Source organism: Candidatus Villigracilis vicinus (assembly GCF_016702885.1).
Taxonomy (GTDB): Bacteria; Chloroflexota; Anaerolineae; order Anaerolineales; family Villigracilaceae; genus Villigracilis; species Villigracilis vicinus.
The window spans coordinates 125,146-149,636 of the sequence record NZ_JADJDD010000005.1 but is presented as its reverse complement, the minus strand read 5'-3'; the positions used below and the strand labels follow the sequence as shown (position 1 = coordinate 149,636).

Below are 24,491 nucleotides of genomic sequence, written 5' to 3'. Positions count from 1 at the left end.
TAAGGGAGGGGGCTTACAAAAATGTTAGCCGTTTTGAGCCCTCTAAAATTGACGATTTTGCACTTGGCTTCTATGATGTAGATGTTCAATATCGGGTCATTTAACTCGTTGAAATTCACATTGGAGAAGCAATATGAAAGATAAATCCCATTTTTTCCTATTATTAATGGCGGTTATTACCGCGTTAATTGCAGGCGCTGTCGGCCCGTCTGTTGTTTATGCAGACGATGGGGACACATCTGAGCCTTCTGGCGATAGTGCTCCCGTTTCAGATCCAACCGGTGAGGACGCCGTCGTAGAAGAGCCGGTCTTTGTTCCTGAAGTTCTTGAACAGGCGCCTGAAGGAACAGACCTGATCGTGGTCAATGAATCTGGGGAGGTCGTTCCGCTCGCTACAGAAGAAGCTGCGGTGATCATTGCCTCCAGTGACCCGATGTGGTGCCCTGCATCTGCCACACCGGGTGATGCTGGTTGTACAGCAAACTTTGGAACGTTCGACGATTTGATCGATGCCCTGGCTGCCGACGCAGTTTCAGGGTCACCTGTTTATACGGGCGATGGCATCATCTGGGTTGAAGATACCTATAACGGGAACGACAATGCCCAGATCTTGTTCAACGGCTCTGTGTTGACAAATATCGGTGCCAGCAACCTGACCATTCGAGGCGGGTGGAGCGGCGGCAACAATACCACGATTACCGGGGTTTCTGATGTAGATGTGGCTCTGGCTATATTAAACTGGGGTGGGAATGTTACGCTCAACAACCTGGTGATCTCTGCCACTGATAATAGCGGCTATGGTTTGTTCGTAGATAACACAGGCAGCACCACGTTGGATAATGTGTCGGTTAACGATACGATGGTCAACCCTTCGGGGTATGGTGATGGTGCAATGATCGTCAGCTCCGGGAATGTTGACATCGATGACAGCCAATTTAATGGCAACCAGGGCAATGGTTTGCAGGTTTCTTCCGGCGGAACCATTTCATTGGATACAGTCTCGGCAGATAATAACCTGCTAACCGGCGCCTATTTGGATACCTGTCAATATGACAGTGTGACCGGGCTATGTGTTGGAACCGGTTTGGTGACGATCACCAGCCTGACGGGTAATACTTTCAATGGAAATGATTTTGTTGGCTTGACCGTTGAATCGGGCGGCGGGCTAAACATGGATAATACCCAGGCAAATAATAACGGACTTGATGGTGCGGTTATTACCAGCGCCGATAAAGACGGCACTGGTAACGTCAACATTGACCAGAGTGAATTCACGGGTAATGTAAATGCCTACGGTTTGGATGTGTACACCGATGGCAGCCTGATCCTGACCAACGTCACCGCAAACTCCAATAGTTTTGGCGCATTGTTGGATACAAGTGCAGGAACCGGCGCAGTCGACGTTTCTGACAGTAATTTTGGCGAAAGTAATATTACTGGAAATTCCTGGACCGGTCTGCATATTGAATCAGGCAGCACTGTAACCCTGCTTAACGTGATGGCGTCCTATAACGGGACCAACGGCGCCTATGTGGAAGCTCAAGGGAATATCAATGTTACAAACAGCACCTTCAATGAAAATGTACATTTCAATTTTCCACAGGATCCCGGTTTGTATGCCCATAGCAATGGTGGAAATATAACCCTTGTGGATGTAACCGCCGATGGCAACCGCTTTGGCGCGGGAGCGGTCTTGAGTACCAAAAATACAGGCACGATCTCTGTTTCCAACACCGTACCGGGTACAGATCATTTCAATAGCAATGGAACCTTTGGAATTCAGGCTTCCACTCAAGACGGCAACCTGAACCTGACGGATGTGGAAGCATCTTACAATAAATCCAAAGGGATGTATCTTTCCACAAGTGGGCTTGGAAATGTGTTCGTTCTGGACGGGGAAATTGTGGAAAATGGGTACTACGGTATTTATGCCAGTACAAACGAAGGCGATATTAATCTCGATACCGTATCTGTTCTTGGCGATGATGGTGTTGCCACAACCGCCAATGATGATCTGACAGATATCGGCGCTATGTTGAAATCCTATAGTGGCGGTAACGTCTTTGTCACAGACAGTTCGTTCAACCACAACACAACAACAGGCTTGATCGTGATCAGCAGTGCAACAGTGGAATTGAACAACGTCACTGCCGATCAAAATGGCGTGAACGGGGTTGAGATCTACACCCCTCAAACAGCCTACTGCCGTGGTGCCAGCGAAGCCACCACTCAAGTGATCGTGAATGTGGATGCTGGAACGTTCACTAATAATGGCGAATACGGCATTCTGGCAATGCCCGGACCCGCAGGCACCCTGAACTTCGTTGCCCCGTCTGTCTTTGGCGGTAACGGGACGGGTGATTATTTACTTGACCTGCGCGAGCCGACCATCTGCCCGGTTGAGGTGCAAGAACCGACCGAGCCGAAGAAACCGCAGATCGTTCCCGCTCCGACCGTTCAACCTGTGGCACAGGATTGCTCGCAATTCAGCAGCACAGTCCACGAACTATCCGATGGAACTTTCGTCAATGTGGGTTGTCCTTATGAAGGCTTTAGCAGTCTAAACGAAGTCACTGTTAAAGACCTGCCGGGCGCATTGGGGGCTGGAACCCAGTTCTTGGGTGGTGTGCGGGTCAGTTTGACGGATGCTTCCGGCAATACGATCCTTAACCAGAATGGCACTGTTACGATCAGTTTTGCGCTTCCTAAAACGGTGCGCGGTCGGACACCCTCCATTTTGTTCTGGGACCCCACCCTGAATGGCGGGAAAGGCGGCTGGATGAAATTGCCGATCTTTGAGGCTGGCACCAGCTTCCCATTACACCCGGAAGACCCAGATGATCTGCGTGTTGTAACTTCTGGGGTGCAGCAAGTGGACGGCTCCATCACCCTTACAGTAAACTTCTCAGGCATCTTTGTAATGACGATACCATAGCCAGTATGAATCAAAAAAGGGACGGTTTGGATGACCGTCCCTTTTTTGATTTAATGCAGATCAATACCGTCTTGCCGATAAACCCTGCAGCATTTGGTAACTTTGGAATGCCAGCAGACCAAAAAGAAATGCCATGTAAATACTATTCATGACCAGCAGCCCAGTCACCGCAAGCAAGCCGCCGGTGACGACGGATACCCACAACGAAGTGCGCAACCCATTCCGCGGGTCGCTTTGGATCAAGACATATCGGGTGACATGACCGCCATCCAATGGGAAGACCGGCAGCAGGTTGACGATGCCCCAAAAAACATTAACCCACAAAAAAGTGAGGAATACTTCGTTTAACATTCCGCTGCCATAAGGCAGTAACACGATCGGAAAGGGAATGAAGCCCAGCAGGGTGGATAAAATGATCTGCCCGCCTAGCGCAGTGCCAACAGCGAGGGTAAGTGCGGCGAGGGCAAACCCGGCAAAGGGTCCGGCAAGGGAGACGAAGATATGTTGGTTCGGGGTCAAGCTGACCGTGGCGTATCCGCTGCCCCATGGTAAAGACTCGGGGATGGTCAACCCGCCGGAGAAATGCAGTAGGATATTTGAAGGCTGCCCAAAGCGCCGGAAGGCAAAGGCATGTCCCAGTTCATGCACAAGAATGGAAACGAAAACAACCACGATCCAAACCAGGATCATCAGCAAGTTGTTCGAGTTTGAGCCGAGTAAAATGGCGATCACCCAAAACAACGGGTGGACGCGTATGGGAATCCCTGCGATGGAAAAACGCAAGTCGAAACGGGTTGGGGAAGTAGATTGAAACATAAAAGATCCTGTTCTTTACTGTTGGATGGGCAACGTATAGCCGCCATCCACGACGATGGTTTGCCCGACGATCATTGCTGCAGCGGGAGAGCATAAAAATGCCACCACTTCGGCAACATCTTCCGGCGTAATGAGCCGACCGGCAGGTACCATCTCCGTAAATTTTTGGAGGATGTTTTCCTGCCCGCCCATGGATGCGAAGTGATGCAACGCCTCTGTCTCCACCACACCGGGTGACACCGCGTTGACCTGGATGCCACGCCGGATCAGTTCCACGCCGAGATAGCGAGTCAGGGATTCTACTGCTGCTTTGCTTGCGCCGACCACGACATAATCTGGCAGCACACGCACCGACCCGGCACTCGAAATACTGACAATACTTCCGCCACCCCGTTTTTCCATAAGAGGTGCCGCTCGTTGGGCGGCGAATAACAGTGCTCGGGCATTGATGTTCATGGTCCAGTCCCAGCCTTTGGGCTTTTGTTCCATGACCGGGCGGTTATACCCCGAAGCCGCATTATGGATGAGAATATCCAGCCCGCCAAATTCCTTTTCCACTTCATCGAACAGACGGTTCAGATCGTCCATATCGCCTACATCTGCTTTGACCAGCAAGGCACGCCTGCCAAGTTTTTCCACTTCAAGGGCGGTCTCTTCCGCAGGGGCACGGTTGCGAAAGAAATTAATAACCACATCTGCGCCATTTTTGGCGAAGTGCAAGGCAATGGCTTTCCCAATTCCCCGACCAGACCCGGTGACGAGGGCGATCTTGTTCGTAAATGATGAGTTGGACATATTTATGAGTATAACATTTAGGAGTAGTTGATAATGAAAGCGGAGATTCGCTTTTAATCAAAATACAAATTCAGGTCAGAGCAGTCGAAGCGGTTGCCGCAGTTGGGGCAGCTTACTTTACAGTTCATCTCATACATTTCACTTCCACAGCGATCACAACGCCACAGCCGTTTTTCATTCCATTGGATCGGCTTGAAGAGGGCAAGATCGAACGTGTTGATCCCAGCCTTGCCCAGGCGTTGTAGTTCCGTCATGACAACTTCCGCGTCATCCCTGATCTTCTTTACATGGATCCCCCGACAGATATCGCTCCAGCCATGTAGCCACTTCAAACTGCGTCCATAGACCTTGACCGCACCGTCATAATTCCCGCGTGTAATGTGCAGGTAGGTGACAGCCACTTGTAAGATCCCCTGATATAGGTCGCGGATCGCGCCGGCCTCATCGCGCCATGCGGTTTCAAACTCTTCATGTGCTTCAAAGAACTTTCCGGCGTTAAATAAATGCAAACCTTCCATGGCTTTGGGATGCAATTGACCCTGGCATTCCTCAGTGGTTCTTCCAGAAGATTTTATCGATTTGTTCTCAACGGGCATGGCGGGAGTATATCATGCGGGTTTAAGCCGGATGGTAAAATGCTTAACGGAGGAATTTTGTTCATCTTTGTGCTTATTACCTGCATTATCATTTCTACCGGTTCATTTGCATTGGGATACCGGGTAACCGGTTACGAGGATGTAATGCGTTGGATCGTGGTGTTTGGTGGCTTTTGGCTTGTGGCTTTTTGGCGTGGATGGAGGTGGGTCTCAGCGCTTGCAGTTTTACTTGCTGTTTCTCTTGCCGCATATGGGGTCTGGTTCGAGTTCGGTTTGAATTGGATGTTCAGCGGAGCCGCTTTTGCATTCTTCGCCTGGGACCTGACCGAATTTCAACAACGGCTTAAACGTCTACCGCCGCGCGATGATGTGGACGGTATGCTGCACCGTCACCTGATCCGTATTGGTTTGCTGGCAGGAGGTGCGCTTGTGCTTACCCTTATTTTGAGTCTTGGTCAGTGATCTTTGTGCGCAGCTTTTCGATCCATTTTTCAGTCTGGTGCGGGTGCTGAAAGTGCAATGATGTGAGGTGCTGAAATTCGGGGTTTGCCAACAAGATCGGGATCTCCCTTTTTCTTCGCCAATAACTTTTGAAGAACCAATGGATCAATGAATCTTCAGACCAAAGTTTGAGTTGGTTTGCAAAATTTTCTCGATTCCCATTCCATAGTTCTTCACGGGTTATACTGCGATGCAGGGTGCGGGTGAGCAGCCGCCAGAACACGATGTGGAAGGGGTAATCCAGCCAGATCACGGCATCGGCGCGGCTCCAGAGAATGTCGCGTACTTTGCTGTAATTTCCAGCCGCCACCCAACCTTGCGCTTGAACTGCACGATCAACACGTTCTCGAAATACCGGGGTTTCTGCTTCCTTCCAGTTCGGTTCCCAAAAAAGTGCATCCAGTTCGATGAATTCCAGGGCGAAAAGATCTGCAAGTTGTTTTGCCAGGGTGGATTTGCCCGATGAGGTGGTTCCAATGACAACGACGCGTTTATAAGGGAATGGGTTCATGGGCAGGGGATTATAATTTGATGTATACCGATTCTGTAAACCCAACTTGCAAAGGACTTTCCATGTTCGATCTTCCCGATAATGAAATTCTTCCTCTCTCGAAAGACCACGTCTTCTGGACGTGGTCTGCTCAAGCCAAAGTCAATCCGATTGCCGTAAAGCGTGCCAAGGGTGTGTATTTTTGGGATGTGGATGAAAAACGATACCTTGATTTCAACTCGATGACGATGTGTGTCAATATCGGTCATGGAGATGAGCGTATCATCAAAGCCATGCAAGAGCAGGCTGCAGAGCTGCCCTATGCCGCGCCAGGCATGGCGACAAAGATTCGCGCCCTGGCAAGCAGAGAAGTGGCGCAGGTCACTCCAAATGGCGCGTTAAGTAAGGTGCTTTTCACCCTTGGCGGTGCTGATGCGAATGAGAATGCCATCAAATTGGCAAGGGGCTATACCAAGCGTCATAAGATCCTCACACGGTATCGTTCCTATCACGGTGCATCTGCCGGAGCCATGGCTGCCACAGGCGATCCGCGCCGTGTGGCGTGGGAACCGAATTTGATGACGGGTGTGGTGCATTTCCTTGACCCATATCGTTACCGTTCAACCTTTCACCGCACCAACCCTAATATCTCCGAAGCTGACTTCGCGCAAGATTATGTTAATCATCTGGAGGAGATCATTCTTTATGAAGGTCCCGAGTCCATTGCGGCAGTCATGATGGAGTCGGTGACCGGCACGAACGGTATCATCATCCCGCCGGATGGATATATGCAAGGGGTGCGCAAGTTGTGCGATAAATACGGCATTGTGATGATCTGTGACGAAGTGATGAGCGGCTTCGGGCGGACGGGGAAGTGGTTTGCCATTGAAAATTGGAACGTAGTACCGGATATCATCACCATGGCAAAGGGGCTCACCTCTGCCTATGCCCCGCTGGGAGCTGTGGCGATGAAGCCAGAGATCGCGGCAGCGTTCGATGAACATGCTTTTGAAAGCGGGCTGACGTACACATCACATCCCATTTCACTGGCGGCAGCGGTGGCGAACATTCAAGCCATGAAGGAGGATAAGGTTGTGGAGCATGCGGCAGGTATGGGGGCGGTGTTGAGGCGCATGCTGACAGATCTGGGCGAAGCTCATCCATCGGTTGGCGAGGTCCGCAGCATTGGACTATTTGGTATCATCGAACTGGTAAAGGATCGTAAAACAAAGGAGCCGTTGGCGCCCTGGAACGGGTCGTCACCTGAGATGACGGCGCTGCGAAAATATTGTACCGACCGCGGTTTGTTTTTATACACTCATTGGCATACCGTGTTGATCATCCCACCGTTGATCATTACCGAGGCGCAACTGAAGGAAGGGTTTGATGTGTTAGACGAAGCACTCAAGATCACGGATAGGACTTTGGATGGATAATCTATCCAGGATAGGTGATGTAAAATCTTGGAAACAACTTTAAAGGAGAATGTAATCATGGAATCCCAGCCTTTTTCACCCGAACCTTCATCTGCCCCTGCTCCCAAGGGGAATGAAGCGGTTTTTGCCGCCGTATCCTTGATGACTGGCATTACGAGTTTGTGTGCCTCACTTTTGCCGATATGTGGCGGACCCCTTGCTATTGCAAGTATCATTTTTGGGTACCTTGCAATGAAGAACCCCGAAAAGAAAACACTCGCAATTGCGGGTATGGCATTGGGCGGCGTCGGCTTATTCCTTACTTGTCTTTCTGCTGCTTATGGTGCTTATGTAGGGATGACGGGTCAAGGCTTTCAGTTTTCCCCGTAAATAAAACAAAAAGGCTCCCGCACAAAATGCGGGAGCCTTTTTATTTTAAGGGGTTGATTTTTGAACGGCTAGTGGTACACGCTCCGAACCGGGCAACAAAGGCATATCTGCCATAAAATAGGCATGTTGGTACGCGCAATCTGCGCCGCCTTCGCCGGGAATGGGGTCGATGCGTTTATTGCCATCCTTATCTTCCCCGAATACCATCTGGTCAGAGAGTACACTGATCTCTGCGATGGTCGCTTCCATTCCAGACCCAAATGGCATGGTTTGTAACCCCAGGGTTAATTTTAGCAACTGCCTGCCCCAGTTTTCCATGTTATTGGTGCAGGTTATGACCTCTTCGCTTCTTTGCAAAATATTATCAGTGGCGTCTGGGGTTTGTGCAGCGAGCTCTGCATGGGCTATGCTCTGGGGAATATATCCCTGATCGATATTACTTCCAGGGTCGCCGTTGAGAAGGAGCCCATATCCATCGGAAGGATCGGCTATTTCACTGTCGCCATCCCAATCTTGGTACAGGTCGAGGTTTTGATCACCAACTAATTGATTGATGATCTCTTCGGTCTTTACCCGCATGGTCTTTTCATCCCCTTCATCGAAAGCTTCTTCAAGTTCTATTGTTGAGGTATTGACGGTGTCTGCTGTATCCCATAATCCTTGTATAAGTGCTACACCATCAGGTGTGCTTGATATGGAAACCAGCAGATGTCGGACATGTACAAGCGCTTGTGGAGGGAAGACTGAGGAAGCGACGGCTTCACTTTCGGGTTCGTCAGGATATGGATCGTCAACCGGCTCGAGCGTGATATCGATTTGGTCGAACTGCGATAGCATACTGACCCCGTCAGGGTCTGTGTAAGTCAACTGCCCGCTTGTGCCGTTGAAATTTACGGTTCCAACGCTTCTCAAGACTTTGCCCTGTGACAGATACCATACTTCATAACGAGTGCCGGGCCCGGGTAAGGGGAGCCCATTGATAGTAATACTCGCTTTGTCCAGGAGTCCGTTAAAGTCATCGTAATTGACGAACCCTACCGGCAGGTTCGGGTCGAGGTCTTTTGGGGCAGGTCCACGCGAACGGAAAAGCCACATGGCTGCAAAGACGATCAACGCAAGAAGAAGTGCGCCGCCCCCGGCGAAGAGCGGAAGACGTGAAGCTGCTGCTGGAATAGCTGCCATTTTGGCGGTTTCGGCTGGAGCATTCAAGATATCTTGAACTTGTTCTGTCTTTTTGGAAATCGCCCTCCCTTCAAGGATGGCGGAAAATTCTTCAATCATCTCACTGGCAGAGTCATAGCGATGGGCAGGGTCTTTGGCGAGTGCGCGACTGACCATTGCTTGCATCGCTGGAGAAATTCCGGAGATGGTTGGGGGTGGTTCATTCAGGTGTTTCATCAACACACCGAACGAGGATTCAGCATCGAATGGAACGACGCCTGCCAGCATTTCGTAAAGGACAACACCCAGAGAATACAGGTCTGTGCGGCGATCCACCCTGTCACCTCGGGCTTGCTCGGGGCTCATGTAAGAAGGGGTTCCCGAGACGGTGCCAGTTGAGGTTTGAATGCTTGAATCGAGCATACGCACCAGCCCGAAATCGGTCAGTACTGGCTCTACATCGTCATCCAGAGTGGCGTTCAGATCCACGCCGCCGCTTTTTGTGCGGAGCAGGATATTGGCTGGCTTGATATCCCTATGGACGAGTTTGCGTTCATGGGCATAATCCAATGCCGAAGCAATGGGAGCGAGCAGTCTGGCGATGGTTTTATGCGGGAGTCTTTCACCGCGATTGTGCAGGGCTTTCAGGTAATTTGCCAGTGATAAGCCGGAGACAAGCTCCATCACGATGCATGGACGTCCATCCACCAAGTCATAATCAAATATTTGAATGATGTTGGGGTGGCTGAGGTTCGCGACCACACGGGCTTCACGATCGAACCGTGCCCGGGATTCGGGATCTTCCTCCACGTGGTCGCGCATGATCTTTACTGCCACATCGCGCTGCAACGTGGAATGCGTTCCGTAATAGACTTCTGCCATGCCTCCGCGTGCAATGAGGTCGCCGATGAGTACCTTGCCGAGGGTCTTGCCGCTCCATGTGGACATGAGGCGGATTATACCCGATGACTTTTTCAGGAACCTTGTCTCAAAAAGGTTGGAAGTGTCTAGTCTCGAGGTGGTACTCAAGAAGTATAGTGTCATTCTGAGCCGCGCTCTTGCTCTTTGCGGCGAAGAATCTCACGCTATCTCAGAGACCCTTCACTTCGTTCAGGGTGACACATCACCTCAGGTTTAGTTACTCTCAAAAGATTTTTTTGCAGGGGGATTTCCCTATAATTTATTATCCCATCGCGATAAAATAACCCGATGAATCCCACTCCTTCAACCCCATTGGAATTGCTCATTGGCAGGCACCTGAGTAAAAATCCATTAACGCTTGCCACCGCTGAATCCTGTACGGGCGGGCTGGTTGCCAGTCGCATCACAGATGTGGCTGGTTCGTCGGCTTACTTTTTGGGCGGCATTGTCGCATATTCATACGAGGCCAAGGCTTCCTTGTTGGGCGTCTCATGGGATACATTAAATGGGAAAGGTGCGGTTTCAAAAGAAACGGTCATTGAAATGGCACAAGGGGCACGTAAGGCATTAGGCGCAGATATTGCCGTCAGCGTGAGTGGCATTGCCGGTCCGGGTGGCGGCACGCCCGATAAACCCGTAGGAACCGTTTGGGTTGGGCTGGCAACTCCGAGCGGGGAAGAGGCGCGGCACTTCGTCTGGGATGGAGACCGGGTTCGCAACAAATATCTTTCAAGCGAAGCCGCGCTGCAATTCATCCTTGATCATTTGGAAGGGAAGCTTGGATGAAGACGGTTGTGATGATCTCTGCCAATGCCGAATGGAGGTCTGTCAAAAAGATATTTCCAGCCCTTGTGCCTCAGCATGGGGCATATGGCGAGACAGCAGAATTAAACCTAAAAGGGTTTAACCTCAAATTATTTCACAGTGGTTGGGGGAAGGTGGCTTCGGCGGGGGCAATGCAATATGTGATCGACCATGAACAGCCCGACCTGATCGTCAACCTTGGCACGTGCGGCGGCTTTGAAGGTGTGATTGATCAGGGGGATGTGGTGCTGGTTGAGAAGACATTTATTTATGACATTGTCGAGTTGATGGGCGACCCCGACGTGATGGAATACTACGCCTCTGCTCTCGACCTGAGTTGGTTGCCAGATCCTTTGCCTTACCCTACCCGGCGGGGAACCCTCGCCTCTGCCGACAGTGACCTTCAACCGGCGCAGATTTCTTACCTCAAATCATTGGGAGCGATCGCAGGCGATTGGGAGACAGGGGCATTGGCATGGGTTGCAAATAAAAACGCCGCGCGTTTGTTGATCTTGCGCGGCGTGAGTGATTTGGTGAATGAGAAGGCGGGGGAAGCGTATGATAACCTGCCGTTATTCCAAGAGCGAACGGACGAAGTGATGCAAACGCTTTTTGATCAACTTCCCGATTGGTTGCAGGGTATAAAAATATAAAGAGGCGGCAATCACTTTCAAAGTGACTGCCGCCTATAGTTTTACTGCGGATTTACCACCCGCCCAATGAACAAAATCTGACCGGTTTCTACATCACGAATAAAGTACAAGAACGGGCGGTCAATGACCAGCAGGTTATCGGGCATCATTGCAGTTGCTCCCTCCATGATGACGGCAGTTGCTGCGGCAGCTTCAGTTCCTTTTTCATCCACTGCTACAAAGGCTTTATGGATAATGTTGCCGATGTATAGATCTTGCTGGTCGGTCATGCCGGAGAAATCAGCTTGGTTTGCATCGAAGGCGAGGGGCATGCCCATGCCTGCCAAAGTTTCTGAAAGGTTGAAGTCGCTTTCGTATTCGAATTTTGGAATGCTTAAGGTCACATCGGCGAGAGTGAGTTTTTTCAGAACTTCGCGGAACATAGTATCTTCCAGCTGGGATTCGATCTCTTCAAAGCGACCTTCATCTGGCACGAGCACGGTCATCACCGCAGACTCGCCCGCATAGGGTAATTCTGCAGCGGTATAACCATCTCCGAGCATGTATGGAATGGTCATCCGCTGTCCCATCATGGGGACCGTGATTTGAGAACCGTCAAGCAGGGTGAAATTTCCATCACGAGTATCATTGGCGTCAAAGGGCGAGAGCCAATCAGCTTTGAAGTAGATCGCATTAACCAGAACCATTTTTGTATCGGTTGTGACCGAATTTTCGGGCAGCAGATCGTTGATTTTATCCTTTGTCTCATCGCTGACCCATTGGTTGATCTCTTTTCGTGAAGGGTCTGGGTTGTTGATGAAGTCCAATAGGTGAATACCGGCACCGTAATTAAGCGAGAGCGTATCCAAAAAATCAGGGAGGAAGGTAAAGGTCTGCTCTGCCCAAACGGAATTGGCAATGCTCAATTGCATGGGTTCCTGGTCTTTATCCAACATAATGGAGGGTTCTTCAAGCGCCAGATCTAATGCATTGAAAGCAGGGTGTGTCTGTTCTTGCGCAGAAAAATTCAAAACATCAGCCATTTGGGATGCGGTTTCAGCGCGGGCACCGGCGTACGTCATGGCTAAGGCGAGGGAGATACTGAACGGAGAAAGAATCAGATTCCCGTCTTCGGAACGAAGCGAATGATATACGTCCAGAGCGAAGGCGTTATTTCCATCCACCTGGGTTTGCATGTCTGATGCGCTTATGGTCGGATTCTTTTCACGCGAGCGGTTCGATTCTGCCAACCCGGCAGTGACGCCGCCTTCGCAAGCAGATATTAAGATCGCAACGAGGGCGAGTACTATGGTTGAACGTTGAATTGCATTCATGGTGTCTCCTTTTCCATGCAGACGATGCCCGCCCGTAATTTGTTTCCATTGTATCCATTTATGTGCGGGTTATAATCGGTTTTCTGCCTCACCCATTTTTCCTATGTCTCTTGAACAATTCGATATCCAAAAACGCAATTACCGTTACGTGCTGATCGATGGCGCAGGTGTCAGCATTGCCAATGTGGCTGCGCCTTTCCTGCCGGTACTGCTGACCCGCCTCGGCGCGACCAATTTTCAAGTGGGGTTATTAACTTCCATGCCCGGTGTGACCGGGTTGATCCTTGCGATCGTTGTTGGGCGTTTCCTGCAAAGCCGCAATGATATTGTGCCATGGTACAGCCTTTCGCGTTTGATGGTGATTGCTTGTTACACATTGACGGGCGTGGTGGCATTTACCATATCGGGTCAATATGCGGTGGCTGCCATTCTTGCCATTTGGGGTTTCGCAACCCTGCCAATGACCGGGCTTGCAGTTGCATTTTCAGTGGTAATGAATGCCGTCGCCGGACCGGAAGGACGTTATGCTTTGTTGAGCCGCCGTTGGGCGGTCTTTGGGTTGACGGGTGTGATCGTGACGTTTTTTATCACGCGTGTCATCGACCTGGTTGAATTTCCAGTGAATTATGGGTTAATGTTCATGGGGCTTTCACTGGGCGGCTTGCTTTCTTATTATTTCTCCCGCAAGATACAAATTCCGCCGCTTTCTACAGGGACTTTGCAAACCCCGCCTGTGCTTGCATCATCCTCCACTGCTGTGGGCGCACCCCGCAGTTATTTCTCCCTTATCCGTAGCGAGCGCGCCTTTCAATCTTTTGCGATCAAAAAATTCGTGTACACCTCAGCGATCGCATTAAGCCAACCCATCCTGCCGTTGTTCTTCGTGCGCGAGGTCAACGCCACAGATTCGCAGATCGGCACCATCAACATGGCAATGACCCTCGTGATGCTTGCCGGATACTTTCTCTGGCCGTGGACCTCGCGCAAATACGGCGGGCGGATCGTGCTTTTGGCTACCACGCTCGGTATGGCGTTCTACCCTGCATTGACCGCAGCAACCCCGCAAGTGAATCTCATTATTCTTTATGCGGGCATTGCCGGGTTATTCCAAGCCGGGTTGGACCTGGTGTTCTTTGATGAATTGATGAAGACAGTCCCGCCGGAATACAGCGCCACCTTTGTTTCGTTTTCTCAGTCCTTGCAATATTTTTCGGCGATCATTGCACCCACGGTCGGCACCTGGCTGGCGGATTCGATTGGCTTGGGCGGTGCGCTGTGGGTGAGCGCCGGTTTAAGAGTCGTGGGATTCATCCTCTTCCTCATACCGGATCGGCGAAAATAGTTCCTTTTTAGCATTTACATGTTAACGGGTTATCAGCCAGGTCATAGTGACTTGCTCGGGGGTAACTGATACTGATTGCAGTTTGGCATTTTCATTTTTGCTGCCAAAGTTTGCAAGCCGGTTGGCAATGGTCTGATTCCAATTATCCACTCGGTTTTGTTCAATGGCAATGCCATCGATCTGAGCCTCGGTGACCGAAGCGGTTAATTCACCATTGACTACACCCAGGTCAAGCCGGAAGCTTAGCATGTCGGTCTTGCTGGCATCGTTCAGGCGTTGGCGTTCTCCCGTCACAGAAACATAACCGGATTGTAAAGAGACAGTCAAACTCTTGACCAGTGGGTCGGCAATGGCAGAAGAAATCACTTCCTGCAACTGGGCTTGTGTTACCGAAGTTTCAACTGTGACCGTGCCATCTTCATTACGTGAGATATTCGCTTTACACGCACTCAACGACAGCAGCAGGATCGCCGCTAAAAAAGAAAGTTTTTTGATGTTCTGTTTCATTTGATAGTTTCTCCAATGGACAAAGTATTATATGGCTTTGTTGATAATCAAATAATAGAATGTAATCTTTTTGTAAAATCGAGCTGCCCTTAATATAAAAAACGCCGCACTTTTGTGCGGCGTCAAATTGATTGTCATGGGTTGCCCGGCGGCGGGAGCACATTCGCGCCTTCCAGAATTTGCATGTCTGCCATGTATTCGGCATGTTCGAAGGCGGTTAGTGCGCCGCCTTCGCCCTCGATCGGGTCTATACTTTCGCTGCCATCTATGTCAATGCCTTCGTGGATCTGAGAAGCAAGCGCAGCCGCAAGGCGGATGTCCGCTTCATTGACCTGCCCTGACTCAAGGATGCGCTTCGCCACATCTCGAAGCTGGGTTGCCCAAACTTCCACATTCCTGCCGCTGACAGCTACGTGTCCGCTATGCAAAATAACGTTTTCAGTGGCATCGCCTGCGCCAGCAGCAAGTTCAGCGTGTGTGATCGTCCCTTCGATGTACCCACCCTGCCCGCCGTTCAACAGCAGACCAAATCCATCGCCGGGGTCATCAACTTTACCGTTCCCATCCCAATCTTTGTGGTCGCTGCTTTCCCTGCCAACAATGAGGTTGATGATCGCTTCAGCATTGGCACGGATGGCTTTCTCGTCATTACTTTCGAAGGCTTGTTCGAGCGCGGAGCCTGCCTCTTGAATTAAACTGCTGGTTTGCACCAAGCCGGTGGTCATTCCGATCTGATTCGGGTTGCTGGGAAAACTAACCAGCAAATGCCGAACGTGGGTCAGGGCTCCTTCTGGAATCCCGGAGGAATACATAATTGTGTCGGATGGGTTGGGGCTGGAATCGGGTTCTGTTTCGAGCGTGATCTTCATACGGTTAAAGCCATCCAACAGGTTGCGGTTTTGCAGGTCGATATAGCTCAGAGTATATTGCCCAGTGCTGTTCTTTTCCAAAATACCAAGGCTGATGATGATCTCATTGCTGTCATCCAGAAGCCAGGCTTCGTATTGGGAGCCGCCTGCCGGGTCTGGCAGGGATGCGCTGATGGTAATCTGGTCCATGTTGCCCTGGAAGCGCAGAATGCCCATGAAATCACCGAACGAGACCGGCGGCGGCGGAACCCCCGGCTCAGTAGTTGCGGGGTTTCCATGTGAGTGGTCAGCAGTCTCTGTCGCAGTGACTTGAGAACCGCTCAACCCTGGCAACAAGGCAACCGCGGATATTCCCAGTGCGCTTGTAAGAATGACACCCAAACAAATGCAAACGAAGATACCAGCACCGATCCATAGGAATAGGTTGCGGCGTGGGGCAGGGGCTTTGGTGGTGGTAGCAGTTGGCGGCGGAGTTTTGAAGCGCAAAGCGTGGATCGTTTCCGCTTCAGCGTGCATACCTACGGCGTTGTAAAAATCGGCTAAAAGTTCGCGTGCGGTTTGGTAACGGTTTTCGGGGAGCTTTTCCAGCGCTTTGTTGATGACCGCCTGGACTTCAGGCGAGATATCTTCAATGGGCGGCGGCGGCTCAGTCATGTGTTTGAGGATGATGCCAAGTGTTGAATCGCCATCAAAGGGGACGCGCCCGGCGAGCATTTCATACAGCACGATGCCGAGCGAATAAGTATCGGACCTATGGTCTACAGACTTCCCCTGCCCCTGCTCCGGTGACATGTAAGCGGGGGTTCCACTTACAACACCCGAGGTAGTGTGATGAGCCGAGTTGGTCATGCGTACCAAGCCAAAGTCTGTGATGATACATTCTGTGTCAGCTGGCAGTGGTTGGTCTACGGCATAGAAATTGGTTTTATTGTTGAGGATGATGTTGGCAGGTTTGATATCACGGTGAACCACTCTTTGAGAATGAGCATAGTCCATGCCTGCTACAAGGGACTTAAGCAATTGCGCTACCTGGGCAAGCGCTAACTTTGCACCGCCTTTATGCATGTCTCGCAAGTACCCTGCCAGTGAGGGTCCGCTTAAATATTCCATCACGATGTAGGGATGATTGTCGTGGGTATCGAAATCAAAAATTTGAACGATGTTCGGGTGACGCAGCGCCGCAACCGCCTTCGCCTCACGTTGGAAGCGGGTGAGCAGGTCGGGGTCCTCTTCGATAAAACTGTGCATCACTTTTATCGCTACGGGGCGCTCAAGTGTTAGATGAGTACCTAAAAAGACCTCAGCCATGCCCCCGCGTGCCAGGTATTTTTCGATGCGGACTTTTCCAACGGTTTGTCCAAGCCATTCTGCCATGCGCGAATTATACAACTGAAACTGGAGCAAATATGTCTGTAATTCGATCGAACATGGATTTGAAATGTGAATTTGAATCGGATGAGCAAAACCGTATTGCAAGATAAAATAACTCCATGAACACTTTTCGCTTCATCCTTAACTGTATATTGCTCCTGTTTCTCACGGCTTGTGCTGCGCCGGTAGCCCCTGCACAAACTTCCACGCCCAAAGCGCCCACCGCTATTCGACAGACTCGTACCCCAACCCTTACTGTTACCCCTGATGCCACACTGGGAAAGATCGAAGGAAACTTATACTGGCAGCCTTCCGGCTCGGAAGGTATCCAGCCTATTCCTGATGTGACCTTGCAGTTGGAGCGTCATTCTGGCGAGTATTTGAAAATGAAGGTTCGCTCTCAGGCAGATGGACACTTCATTTTTTACAATGTTGAACCGGGCGAGTATGGGTTTGGGCTGTATCTCAATTTACAACTTGGTGAGCGCAAGTGTGAAGCGCCTGAATATATCTACAGCCGCGACCTGAAGTGGCTGCACTATTCCACTTGGAGCAAAGTGGATGTTTGGTACGACGTCATCTTTTCCAGCGTGGATCTAACCATAAATTTGGGCGAGACCACAGTTTTAGATTTCACACTGAAATGCCCTTAATTAGGTCCTTTTTTGGATACGGATTACACGGATTTTCCTTGAGAAGACATTGGAAAAATCCATTGAATCCTTGTACTTAACTCAAGTTACCACCTTACATATTTTGGCGTGATGGGTCAAGCGTTTTTTAACGCAAAGTCGCAAAGACGCTAAGATTTAAGTGCTTTTTCTTTGCGTTAATTTTTTTTTCACCTTCTCTATAGGTCGCAACTTGGTTTACTTAATATACTCACCTCATGTGCCCAACCGTGTCGCTCTGAGTGATAGCGAAGGATTTCTGGGGTAATTGTAGCGGTACTTCACTCTGCTCACGTGTGCAGGCAGAGCGATACTGTGTAAGGTAAGGAAACAAGAAGTTTATAGAAGTTACACACCCCCCCCCCCCATTATATCTAGTACCGATTGGGGAAAAGATTTTTACTTTTTTTAGTACTCTCAGTGGATAATAAAAAATAAATGTTTTCCGTATAATGCCCAGCTGTGTTCAAAAAACATCGTGGAGAATATAAATGCAAAACCTTACTCGTAATCTAGTTGGTACCCTGTCAAATCGCATTGGTGGTGTCATTGCGGCGATTGGCGGCGCCATTGTTTTGGCAGGCTGCGGCGCCTTAATGACCTTTGTCCTTGCCCCCGGACAGGCGGTGAAAGCCTCACAGATCGCAAAGATGCCCCAGATGGATGCACAATATGTCAGCGCTGCGGCACCGGGTGCGGATATTCTGATCACCGGTTATTTGACCGGAACTGCCCCCAACTCGAAATTGCCTGAATTCATCGCATATAACCAGGAAGAATGGGATGTGACCCGCTCCACCAATACTGACGGGACGCCCCAGCCGCCTTCCGGATCATGGATGCATGTAGGAACCGTGGTACCGAATTTATCGCTCGATATGAACGGTTCGCCTGTAAATGTCCTTTCCGTCAACAACGCCATGTTCAGCGGTTCTGCCATGCATGAAGAGGTTGTGCGTGCGCCAAGTACTCAAAGCCAGTTTACAGCAGATTATCAGGGGCAACCTCTGCCAGACGGTTCGATGCGCTACACTGGCTTTTTCAATGGCGACCTTGTGACCATCCTCGGCAAGAAATCGTCTGGTGATGGCGTTATCCCTGAGGAACTTTTCTCCGGTGACCGCGTCGCTTTTGAACAACACCAAAAAGATGCCGCCAAGGCTCTGCTCTTTATGGGCATTGCTGCCATGGTCTGCTCACCATTCATAGCGATCAGCGGTGTTTTTGCTGCATTGCTCGGTCGAGGGAAGCGTCTGGCGTAGAAAGTTACCTGTGTCGATTTATCAAAACTCGGATGTCATCACGACATCCGAGTTTTGATTTAATTTCCTAGCCTGCCTCGTTCTACTTCGATCACATCCACTTCCAACTTCTTGAAAAGCGGACCGGGTTGATTCAACTTCGCGCCCGGCTTCAGGTCGCTGGGTTTCCATTGCAACCCTTCAACGGGCTTATATCGCAGAACCTTGTGCGAGCCGATGGCGTCGGTGACTTCTTCGGTGTATTGCTCGCCGAAGAGCGGAGTTTCGTAGGCGAAGAATCCGTGTAAGCGTTCGGAGGTGAAGGGGATGAACGGTGCGAACATCACCTTGAGTGAGTCAATCGCCTTCAATGCGGTGTAGATGGTTTTGGCGGCGCCATCTTTGTCTGTCTTTACGGCACTCCATGGCGCATTAACATCCAGATACTGATTCACGACCGTGGCAAGTTTCATTGTCTCGCTCAAGGCAGAGCGCAGACGCACGGCGTCGAGTTCGGCGCCGACAGTGTTGAAGCCAGCTTCAATGGTGGCGAGCAATTCCAGGTCCGCAGGGCGAAGCGTGTTCACATCCACATTCGGCACAACACCTTCCCAGTGTTTGTAGCAGAACGACAGCACGCGGTTCGCGAGGTTGCCCCACGTCGCCACAAGTTCGTTGTTGTTGCGTGCCACGAACTCTGCCCAATCCCAATCGCTGTCTTTGGCTTCGGGCATATTCGCCGTCAGATAATAGCGGATGGCATCCGGGTCGTAGCGGGTGAGGGCATCACGTCCCCAGACCGCCCAGTTGCGCGAGCCGCTGATCTTTTGCGATTCGAGATTCATGAACTGATTGGCTGGCACATCATACGGCAGGATAAGCGGCGCATTTTGCTCGCCCGCAAAGAACTCCATGAACGCACTGCCCGCGCCCATCAACTCGGCGGGCCACTGCGACGTGTGGAAGAAGATGTTGTCTTTGCCAATGAAGTGGAATTGCTTGGCTGCAGGGTTGATCCACCAATCGCGCCACGCTTCTTTCGCACCCGATAACTGTGCCCACTCAATCGGAGCGGAGAGGTAGCCGATCACGGCTTCGAACCACACGTAGAGCACTTTGGTCTTCCACTGTGGCTCATCGATCGGGACGGGGATACCCCAATCGAGGTCACGGGTGATGGAGCGCGGCTTGAGTCCTTCACTTTCGATCTTGCGCAGTGACTCACCCAGGACTGTATCGCGCATATGGTCTGAGCGCGATTGCAGGAATTTCTTCACTTCGGGTTCAAGCTTAGACAGATCGAGGTACGAATGCTCAGTATCGCGCAGTTCAAGCGCACCGTCACCGGTGGTGGCACGCGGATTGATCAACTTCTCCGGCTCAAGCACGTTACCGCATTTGTCACATTGATCGGATCGCGCGCTTTCATAACCGCAGATGTAACAGGTCCCTTCGACATAGCGGTCAGGCAGGAACTTTTCTGCTTTGGGTGAATACCACTGCTTGCTGAACTGACGGAATAAAAATCCGTTTTTCTGCAAGGCAAGGAACATCGCCTGCGACACCTTGAAGTGATTGTCGCTATGAGTGGTGGTGTACAGGTCGTAGGTGATGCCAATTTGCTGGAACAACTCGATGAAGCCTTCGTGGAAAGACTTATACACTTCTTCGACGGGCTTGCCGAGCTTGTCCGCGCTCATGGTGACGGGCGTGCCATGCGAGTCGGTGCCGGTGATCATCAGCACACGATTCCCTTTGAGACGGTTATAACGGGCAAAGATATCCCCGGGTAAATGGGAACCCGTGATATTGCCCACATGGATCTCGGCATTGGCGTAGGGCCAGGCGACGGCTACTAAAATGGTTTCGGTCATGGTGGAACTCCGTTCCTCGATATTCGGGTTTCGATATTCGAAGATCGAATACCGGTTCTTTTCAAACAAAAAGGCTGCCCGCGAAATGGACAGCCCGTTTTTTCAGGTATGAAAAACTATGCTTTCCACTTGGCGCAGGGGGATATTTCCATTCGCATCATGCGCATGGCCATGGTCATTGGCACCATTGGGAAAGCAGACGTGTATTTCATGGGCGTTATTTTAGGCATGCGCGGGTACTTTGTCAATGGCGGGTTTGGTAAAAATAGGGAATTGCTTCTAAAAACTGCTTTGCCTTTAATCTCCCGGCAAATTGCGGTTTTCAGGCTGCAACAGCGTCCTGGTCGGAGGGCTTTAAAAAGGATTACTTAATTGTAAGAAATTTCTTTTTGCCTGCATGCTATACTACCTTTATTGTTATCGCGTTCCATATTAATGGAGGCATGATGTGGTACAAAAGACGTGCATTGTATATGTATGGCATCGTTGGGGGACTGGCAGGAATTGCAATTCTGGTCATCGGCGTTTTGCTTGAATTTAATAGACATCACCTGCCGTTAACGGTCTGGTCATTCTTATACTTGCATCGCACAGAACCGATGGTTATTTTGCTGGACCTTGCACCATTGGTTCTGGGAGCTATGGCGGCTTTGATAGGCTGGCAAAAAAGTCTTTCGGCATTGATTGTGCAAGCCAAAAAAGAGTGGGAACTCATTTTTGACTCTTTTTCTGACCTGATCTTTGTTGTAAATTCCAACAACATCATTACTCGTTGTAATCATGCGGTAGCAGACCGGCTTAATACGTATTTTGCCAATATTATAAATAAACCCCTTTTAGAGATTTTAGGGGAGGATTTTCAGCATGTGCCGCAATCCGGGATGGCGGAGTTTGAGTGGAAAAAACGCCTGTATGACGTTGTTACATTTCCGGTTCAAGTTCAAAATGCTGAGCCGTTGAATATTGTCATCCTGCATGACATCACAGACCGTAAGGATGCGGAAAATAAGCTTGCCATTGAAAGAAACCTTCTGAGAACTCTCATAGACCACCTGCCTGATCGGATCTATGTAAAGGATATTCAAGGGCGGAAAACGCTTAGTAATCTTGCCGATATGTCAGCATCTGGTGCCAGATCCATACAGGAGCTTATTGGCAAGACTGATTTTGATATGTATCCGTCCGAACTGGCTGAAAAATATTGGACAGACGATAAGGTTGTGATCGATACTCAGGCTCCTCTTATAGACCGGGAGGAACTTGGGTTGGATAAAGATGGGAATCCCGCCTGGGTTATGACCTCAAAAGTCCCAGTGCGGGATGGAGATGGGCGGATGATGGGGCTTGTAGGCATAGGACGGGATATTACCCGGCAAAAAGAGATCGAATTTGAGATCAAACGCCAAAAACAATTTTATGAAATACTCATTTCAAACAGTCCGGTAGCTATTGTTGTTTTGGATAATAACGAGAGGATCACTTCCAGCAACCCGGCATTTGAAAAACTATATGGATATAAAAGCAGTGACATCGAAGGTGTATTTCTTGATACCTTGATCACAACAGATGAGACGCGGGATGAAGCCGAACAATATACTCGTCAGGTGATGGATTCGTCAGTACATGTGTTAAGTAAGCGCCGTCGAAAAGATGGTTCGATGGTGGAAGTGGAAATATTCGGCGTGCCTGTGATCGTGGAGGGAAAAAGGGTCGGTGCTCTGGCGATCTATCATGATGTTTCTGATCTTGTGCATGCCCGTCAGGAAGCTGAACAGGCAAATCGCTCGAAAAGTGAATTCCTTGCAAATATGAGCCATGAGATCCGCACACCCATGAATGGTGTGATCGGAATGTTGGAACTTGCGCTTGATACCCCTCTCACACCGGAACAGCAGGATTATTTGCAAACTTCACTCAAAAGTGCCGAGGCGCTTCTCTCTCTCTTGAATGATATTTTGGATTTTTCGAAGATCGAAGCAGGTAAACTGGACCTGGAGTACATCAACTTCAAACTTCGCAATACGATAGAGGATGTAGGATACACCCTTGCCAAACGTGCTCAAGACAAAGGACTTGAATTGGTTTGCCTGGTGGATCCGGAAATGGCGCATACCCTGAAAGGGGATGCTGGTCGTATACGCCAGATATTGATCAACCTTGTTGGAAATGCCATCAAATTTACCCATCAAGGCGAGATCGTTATCCGTGCCGGACTTTTGGAAGAAACGGAAACGCACGCAAAAATACATTTTTCCGTTCAAGACACTGGCATTGGCATTCCTTACGAAAGGCAGGCGGCTGTTTTTGAACGCTTTACACAGGCGGATGGATCCACCACCAGAAAATATGGTGGTACAGGGTTGGGGCTTGCCATAACCAAACAACTTGTCGAAGTGATGAATGGAACCATCGGTATTCGCAGTGAACCCGGGGTCGGGAGTGATTTCTGGTTCGACATAACCTTTGAAAAAGTGGGCAATGAACCAAATGAGTTTTCACCTGTCCTGGAGCAAGTGGTAGAGTTGCGGTCTGCGCGCATCCTCGGGGTGGATGACAACCAGACGAACCGGTTGGTCCTCTCTAAAATGGTAGAGGGGTTTGGCTGCAGGATCGATGTAGCCTCAAGCGGGGCGCGAGGGATCGAGATGCTTTATCAAGCCATCCGAAGTGGAGATCCATATCATGTAGTCTTGCTTGATATGCAAATGCCTGGCATGGACGGGGAGCAGACGGCACGCGCCATAAAGAGCGATCCGTTGGTGAAGGATGTAAAAGTCGTTATCCTAACTTCCATGGGAAAACGCGGCGATGCAGCGCGGCTTGAAGCATTGGGGTGTTCCGGGTATTTGTTAAAGCCGGTTAAACAACAGATGTTGTATGATGCTTTGCAGGCTATCCTAAACCGGAACGATGAAGAAAATGGAGGGATTGTCACCCGGCATCTTATTTCAGAAAAACGTTCGAATGGTAATCGAATTCTTCTTGCAGAGGATAATTCGATCAACCAAAAGATCGCTGTTGCCATGCTGCAAAAGATCGGCTACTCTGTTGATGTTGTGGAAAACGGCAAACAAGCCATTGAAAAGGCTATCTCCGGTGGATACGGAGCGATCCTTATGGATGTACAAATGCCTGAGATGGACGGACTTGAAGCGTCGAGCCACATTCGCGAATGGGAGTCCAATAGTGAGCAGCATATTCCGATCATTGCCATGACTGCACATGCCATGAAAGGTGACCGCGAAAAATGTATCGATGCAGGCATGGATGATTACATTACCAAACCGATCGAATCCCGCATTCTCTATAATGTAGTGGAACGTTGGCTGGCAGATGCGCCTGCACAAGAAGAACCCGTCGCATCTTTTGATGCTCCTCAATTCGTGATCGATGATATGGATGATGGACTTTTCGGTGAAGAGCCTACTCCCGCCTCAACCCAGACTAATGAGCCTGTTTCTCCATCCCGAACATTCATTCCCCCTGAAATTCCTGTAAACCTGGATGCCGCACTTTCTTATTTCGACGGTGATAAAGAATTCATGCTCGAGATGTGCAGGGTTTTTAAGAACCATTTACCGGTACGGATCGAAGAGATTCAGTCCGCATATAAAGATGGGGATATTAACCGCATGCACCGTCACGTACACACTCTCAAGGGCAATGCTTTAAACTTCAATGCCGACTATTTGGCTGAACTCGCCGCTCACTTGGAAGAAATGTGCAAGCATGAGAAGATCACTGAAGCACCCGCATTCATTCAGGAAATAGAAGCAGAATCCATTCGTGTTCGAGATTATCTTGAGCGAACCATTAAATAACCGGA

Annotated in this window: 19 protein-coding genes and 1 pseudogene; 11 read left to right on the top strand and 9 right to left on the bottom strand. The window is 50.0% G+C overall.

Features of this window, described 5'->3' with window-relative positions; translation table 11 throughout:
- Positions 1–133: 133 nt before the first annotated feature.
- Positions 134–2,935: a right-handed parallel beta-helix repeat-containing protein gene (locus tag IPG80_RS05655; protein ID WP_345103628.1), complete on the top strand. Its 2,802-nt coding sequence runs from the start codon at positions 134–136 to the stop codon at positions 2,933–2,935.
- 60 nt (positions 2,936–2,995) lie between these two features.
- On the opposite strand, the gene IPG80_RS05650 is transcribed toward IPG80_RS05655, so the two are convergent.
- From IPG80_RS05650 to IPG80_RS05640, 3 genes are read right to left on the bottom strand one after another with little or no spacing between them, the layout of a single operon-like run.
- Positions 2,996–3,751 carry a site-2 protease family protein gene (locus IPG80_RS05650; protein WP_345103625.1) on the bottom strand — a complete coding sequence of 252 codons (756 nt, stop codon included), beginning with the start codon at positions 3,749–3,751 and terminating at the stop codon, positions 2,996–2,998.
- A 15-nt stretch (positions 3,752–3,766) separates the two neighbouring features.
- Positions 3,767–4,546, bottom strand: coding sequence for an enoyl-[acyl-carrier-protein] reductase FabL (gene fabL / locus IPG80_RS05645; RefSeq protein ID WP_345103622.1), 780 nt, complete (start codon positions 4,544–4,546; stop codon positions 3,767–3,769).
- 53 nt (positions 4,547–4,599) lie between these two features.
- Positions 4,600–5,142 carry a DUF309 domain-containing protein gene (locus IPG80_RS05640; protein WP_345103620.1) on the bottom strand — a complete coding sequence of 181 codons (543 nt, stop codon included), beginning with the start codon at positions 5,140–5,142 and terminating at the stop codon, positions 4,600–4,602.
- A gap of 39 nt (positions 5,143–5,181) precedes the next feature.
- Between IPG80_RS05640 and IPG80_RS05635 the strand changes: the two genes are divergently transcribed.
- Positions 5,182–5,604 carry a hypothetical protein gene (locus tag IPG80_RS05635; protein WP_345103618.1) on the top strand — a complete coding sequence of 141 codons (423 nt, stop codon included), beginning with the start codon at positions 5,182–5,184 and terminating at the stop codon, positions 5,602–5,604.
- Here IPG80_RS05635 and IPG80_RS05630 read toward each other — a convergent pair.
- A complete protein-coding gene (locus tag IPG80_RS05630) occupies positions 5,582–6,154 on the bottom strand; it encodes an adenylate kinase (RefSeq protein ID WP_345103616.1) in 573 nt (190 codons plus the stop codon). The genes IPG80_RS05635 and IPG80_RS05630 overlap by 23 nt on opposite strands.
- A 20-nt stretch (positions 6,155–6,174) precedes the next feature.
- On the opposite strand from IPG80_RS05630, the gene IPG80_RS05625 reads away from it, so the two are divergent.
- Together IPG80_RS05625 and IPG80_RS05620 are read left to right on the top strand one after the other, a co-directional pair.
- A complete protein-coding gene (locus tag IPG80_RS05625) occupies positions 6,175–7,569 on the top strand; it encodes an aminotransferase class III-fold pyridoxal phosphate-dependent enzyme (protein ID WP_345103614.1) in 1,395 nt (464 codons plus the stop codon).
- A 57-nt stretch (positions 7,570–7,626) separates the two neighbouring features.
- Complete coding sequence (locus tag IPG80_RS05620) at positions 7,627–7,938, top strand: DUF4190 domain-containing protein (RefSeq protein WP_345103611.1); 312 nt, start codon at positions 7,627–7,629, stop codon at positions 7,936–7,938.
- A gap of 45 nt (positions 7,939–7,983) precedes the next feature.
- Here IPG80_RS05620 and IPG80_RS05615 read toward each other — a convergent pair whose 3' ends face one another.
- Positions 7,984–10,047, bottom strand: a complete 2,064-nt coding sequence (locus IPG80_RS05615) for a protein kinase (protein ID WP_345103609.1) — start codon at positions 10,045–10,047, stop codon at positions 7,984–7,986.
- A gap of 279 nt (positions 10,048–10,326) precedes the next feature.
- On the opposite strand from IPG80_RS05615, the pseudogene IPG80_RS05610 reads away from it, so the two are divergent.
- Positions 10,327–10,806: pseudogene (locus IPG80_RS05610) on the top strand (CinA family protein); the annotation flags it as partial.
- The gene (locus IPG80_RS05605) at positions 10,803–11,477 is read left to right on the top strand and encodes a hypothetical protein (RefSeq protein WP_345103607.1); all 675 of its coding nucleotides are present in this window, start codon (positions 10,803–10,805) and stop codon (positions 11,475–11,477) included. The pseudogene IPG80_RS05610 and the gene IPG80_RS05605, both read left to right, overlap by 4 nt.
- Positions 11,478–11,518: 41 nt before the next feature.
- Here the strand turns inward: IPG80_RS05605 and IPG80_RS05600 are convergent, their stop codons facing one another.
- Positions 11,519–12,790 (bottom strand): serpin family protein, encoded by a 1,272-nt coding sequence (locus IPG80_RS05600; RefSeq protein WP_345103605.1) that lies wholly within the window; start codon positions 12,788–12,790, stop codon positions 11,519–11,521.
- Between the two features lie 103 nt (positions 12,791–12,893).
- Here IPG80_RS05600 and IPG80_RS05595 point away from each other — a divergent pair, with 103 nt between their 5' ends.
- Positions 12,894–14,132, top strand: coding sequence for an MFS transporter (locus tag IPG80_RS05595; RefSeq protein ID WP_345103602.1), 1,239 nt, complete (start codon positions 12,894–12,896; stop codon positions 14,130–14,132).
- A gap of 21 nt (positions 14,133–14,153) precedes the next feature.
- On the opposite strand, the gene IPG80_RS05590 is transcribed toward IPG80_RS05595, so the two are convergent.
- Positions 14,154–14,639: a hypothetical protein gene (locus tag IPG80_RS05590; RefSeq protein WP_345103599.1), complete on the bottom strand. Its 486-nt coding sequence runs from the start codon at positions 14,637–14,639 to the stop codon at positions 14,154–14,156.
- A gap of 134 nt (positions 14,640–14,773) precedes the next feature.
- On the bottom strand, positions 14,774–16,882 hold the full coding sequence (locus IPG80_RS05585) for a serine/threonine-protein kinase (RefSeq protein WP_345103596.1): 2,109 nt from the start codon (positions 16,880–16,882) through the stop codon (positions 14,774–14,776).
- 116 nt (positions 16,883–16,998) lie between these two features.
- Here IPG80_RS05585 and IPG80_RS05580 point away from each other — a divergent pair, with 116 nt between their 5' ends.
- Together IPG80_RS05580 and IPG80_RS05575 are read left to right on the top strand one after the other, a co-directional pair.
- Positions 16,999–17,532 (top strand): hypothetical protein, encoded by a 534-nt coding sequence (locus IPG80_RS05580; RefSeq protein WP_345103593.1) that lies wholly within the window; start codon positions 16,999–17,001, stop codon positions 17,530–17,532.
- A 509-nt stretch (positions 17,533–18,041) separates the two neighbouring features.
- A complete protein-coding gene (locus IPG80_RS05575; protein WP_345103590.1) occupies positions 18,042–18,812 on the top strand; it encodes a hypothetical protein in 771 nt (256 codons plus the stop codon).
- Between the two features lie 59 nt (positions 18,813–18,871).
- Here the strand turns inward: IPG80_RS05575 and metG are convergent, their stop codons facing one another.
- Complete coding sequence (gene metG, locus IPG80_RS05570) at positions 18,872–20,665, bottom strand: methionine--tRNA ligase (RefSeq protein ID WP_345103588.1); 1,794 nt, start codon at positions 20,663–20,665, stop codon at positions 18,872–18,874.
- A gap of 108 nt (positions 20,666–20,773) precedes the next feature.
- Between metG and IPG80_RS05565 the strand changes: the two genes are divergently transcribed.
- Together IPG80_RS05565 and IPG80_RS05560 are read left to right on the top strand one after the other, a co-directional pair.
- Positions 20,774–21,037 (top strand): hypothetical protein, encoded by a 264-nt coding sequence (locus IPG80_RS05565; RefSeq protein WP_345103585.1) that lies wholly within the window; start codon positions 20,774–20,776, stop codon positions 21,035–21,037.
- A gap of 71 nt (positions 21,038–21,108) precedes the next feature.
- On the top strand, positions 21,109–24,486 hold the full coding sequence (locus tag IPG80_RS05560; protein ID WP_345103582.1) for a response regulator: 3,378 nt from the start codon (positions 21,109–21,111) through the stop codon (positions 24,484–24,486).
- Positions 24,487–24,491: the final 5 nt, after the last annotated feature.

What these genes read in the sequence shown, in the direction of transcription:
- IPG80_RS05590 (WP_345103599.1), bottom strand. Translation starts at nt 14,639, where the DNA reads ATGAAACAGAACATCAAAAAACTTTCTTTTTTAGCGGCGATCCTGCTG.
- IPG80_RS05560 (WP_345103582.1), top strand. Translation starts at nt 21,109, where the DNA reads ATGATGTGGTACAAAAGACGTGCATTGTATATGTATGGCATCGTTGGG.
- IPG80_RS05630 (WP_345103616.1), bottom strand. Translation starts at nt 6,154, where the DNA reads ATGAACCCATTCCCTTATAAACGCGTCGTTGTCATTGGAACCACCTCA.
- IPG80_RS05585 (WP_345103596.1), bottom strand. Translation starts at nt 16,882, where the DNA reads ATGGCAGAATGGCTTGGACAAACCGTTGGAAAAGTCCGCATCGAAAAA.
- IPG80_RS05600 (WP_345103605.1), bottom strand. Translation starts at nt 12,790, where the DNA reads ATGAATGCAATTCAACGTTCAACCATAGTACTCGCCCTCGTTGCGATC.
- IPG80_RS05655 (WP_345103628.1), top strand. Translation starts at nt 134, where the DNA reads ATGAAAGATAAATCCCATTTTTTCCTATTATTAATGGCGGTTATTACC.
- IPG80_RS05640 (WP_345103620.1), bottom strand. Translation starts at nt 5,142, where the DNA reads ATGCCCGTTGAGAACAAATCGATAAAATCTTCTGGAAGAACCACTGAG.
- IPG80_RS05615 (WP_345103609.1), bottom strand. Translation starts at nt 10,047, where the DNA reads ATGTCCACATGGAGCGGCAAGACCCTCGGCAAGGTACTCATCGGCGAC.
- IPG80_RS05575 (WP_345103590.1), top strand. Translation starts at nt 18,042, where the DNA reads ATGCAAAACCTTACTCGTAATCTAGTTGGTACCCTGTCAAATCGCATT.
- metG (WP_345103588.1), bottom strand. Translation starts at nt 20,665, where the DNA reads ATGACCGAAACCATTTTAGTAGCCGTCGCCTGGCCCTACGCCAATGCC.
- IPG80_RS05650 (WP_345103625.1), bottom strand. Translation starts at nt 3,751, where the DNA reads ATGTTTCAATCTACTTCCCCAACCCGTTTCGACTTGCGTTTTTCCATC.
- IPG80_RS05595 (WP_345103602.1), top strand. Translation starts at nt 12,894, where the DNA reads ATGTCTCTTGAACAATTCGATATCCAAAAACGCAATTACCGTTACGTG.
- IPG80_RS05580 (WP_345103593.1), top strand. Translation starts at nt 16,999, where the DNA reads ATGAACACTTTTCGCTTCATCCTTAACTGTATATTGCTCCTGTTTCTC.
- fabL (WP_345103622.1), bottom strand. Translation starts at nt 4,546, where the DNA reads ATGTCCAACTCATCATTTACGAACAAGATCGCCCTCGTCACCGGGTCT.
- IPG80_RS05635 (WP_345103618.1), top strand. Translation starts at nt 5,182, where the DNA reads ATGCTTAACGGAGGAATTTTGTTCATCTTTGTGCTTATTACCTGCATT.
- IPG80_RS05565 (WP_345103585.1), top strand. Translation starts at nt 20,774, where the DNA reads ATGAAAAACTATGCTTTCCACTTGGCGCAGGGGGATATTTCCATTCGC.
- IPG80_RS05605 (WP_345103607.1), top strand. Translation starts at nt 10,803, where the DNA reads ATGAAGACGGTTGTGATGATCTCTGCCAATGCCGAATGGAGGTCTGTC.
- IPG80_RS05620 (WP_345103611.1), top strand. Translation starts at nt 7,627, where the DNA reads ATGGAATCCCAGCCTTTTTCACCCGAACCTTCATCTGCCCCTGCTCCC.
- IPG80_RS05625 (WP_345103614.1), top strand. Translation starts at nt 6,175, where the DNA reads ATGTATACCGATTCTGTAAACCCAACTTGCAAAGGACTTTCCATGTTC.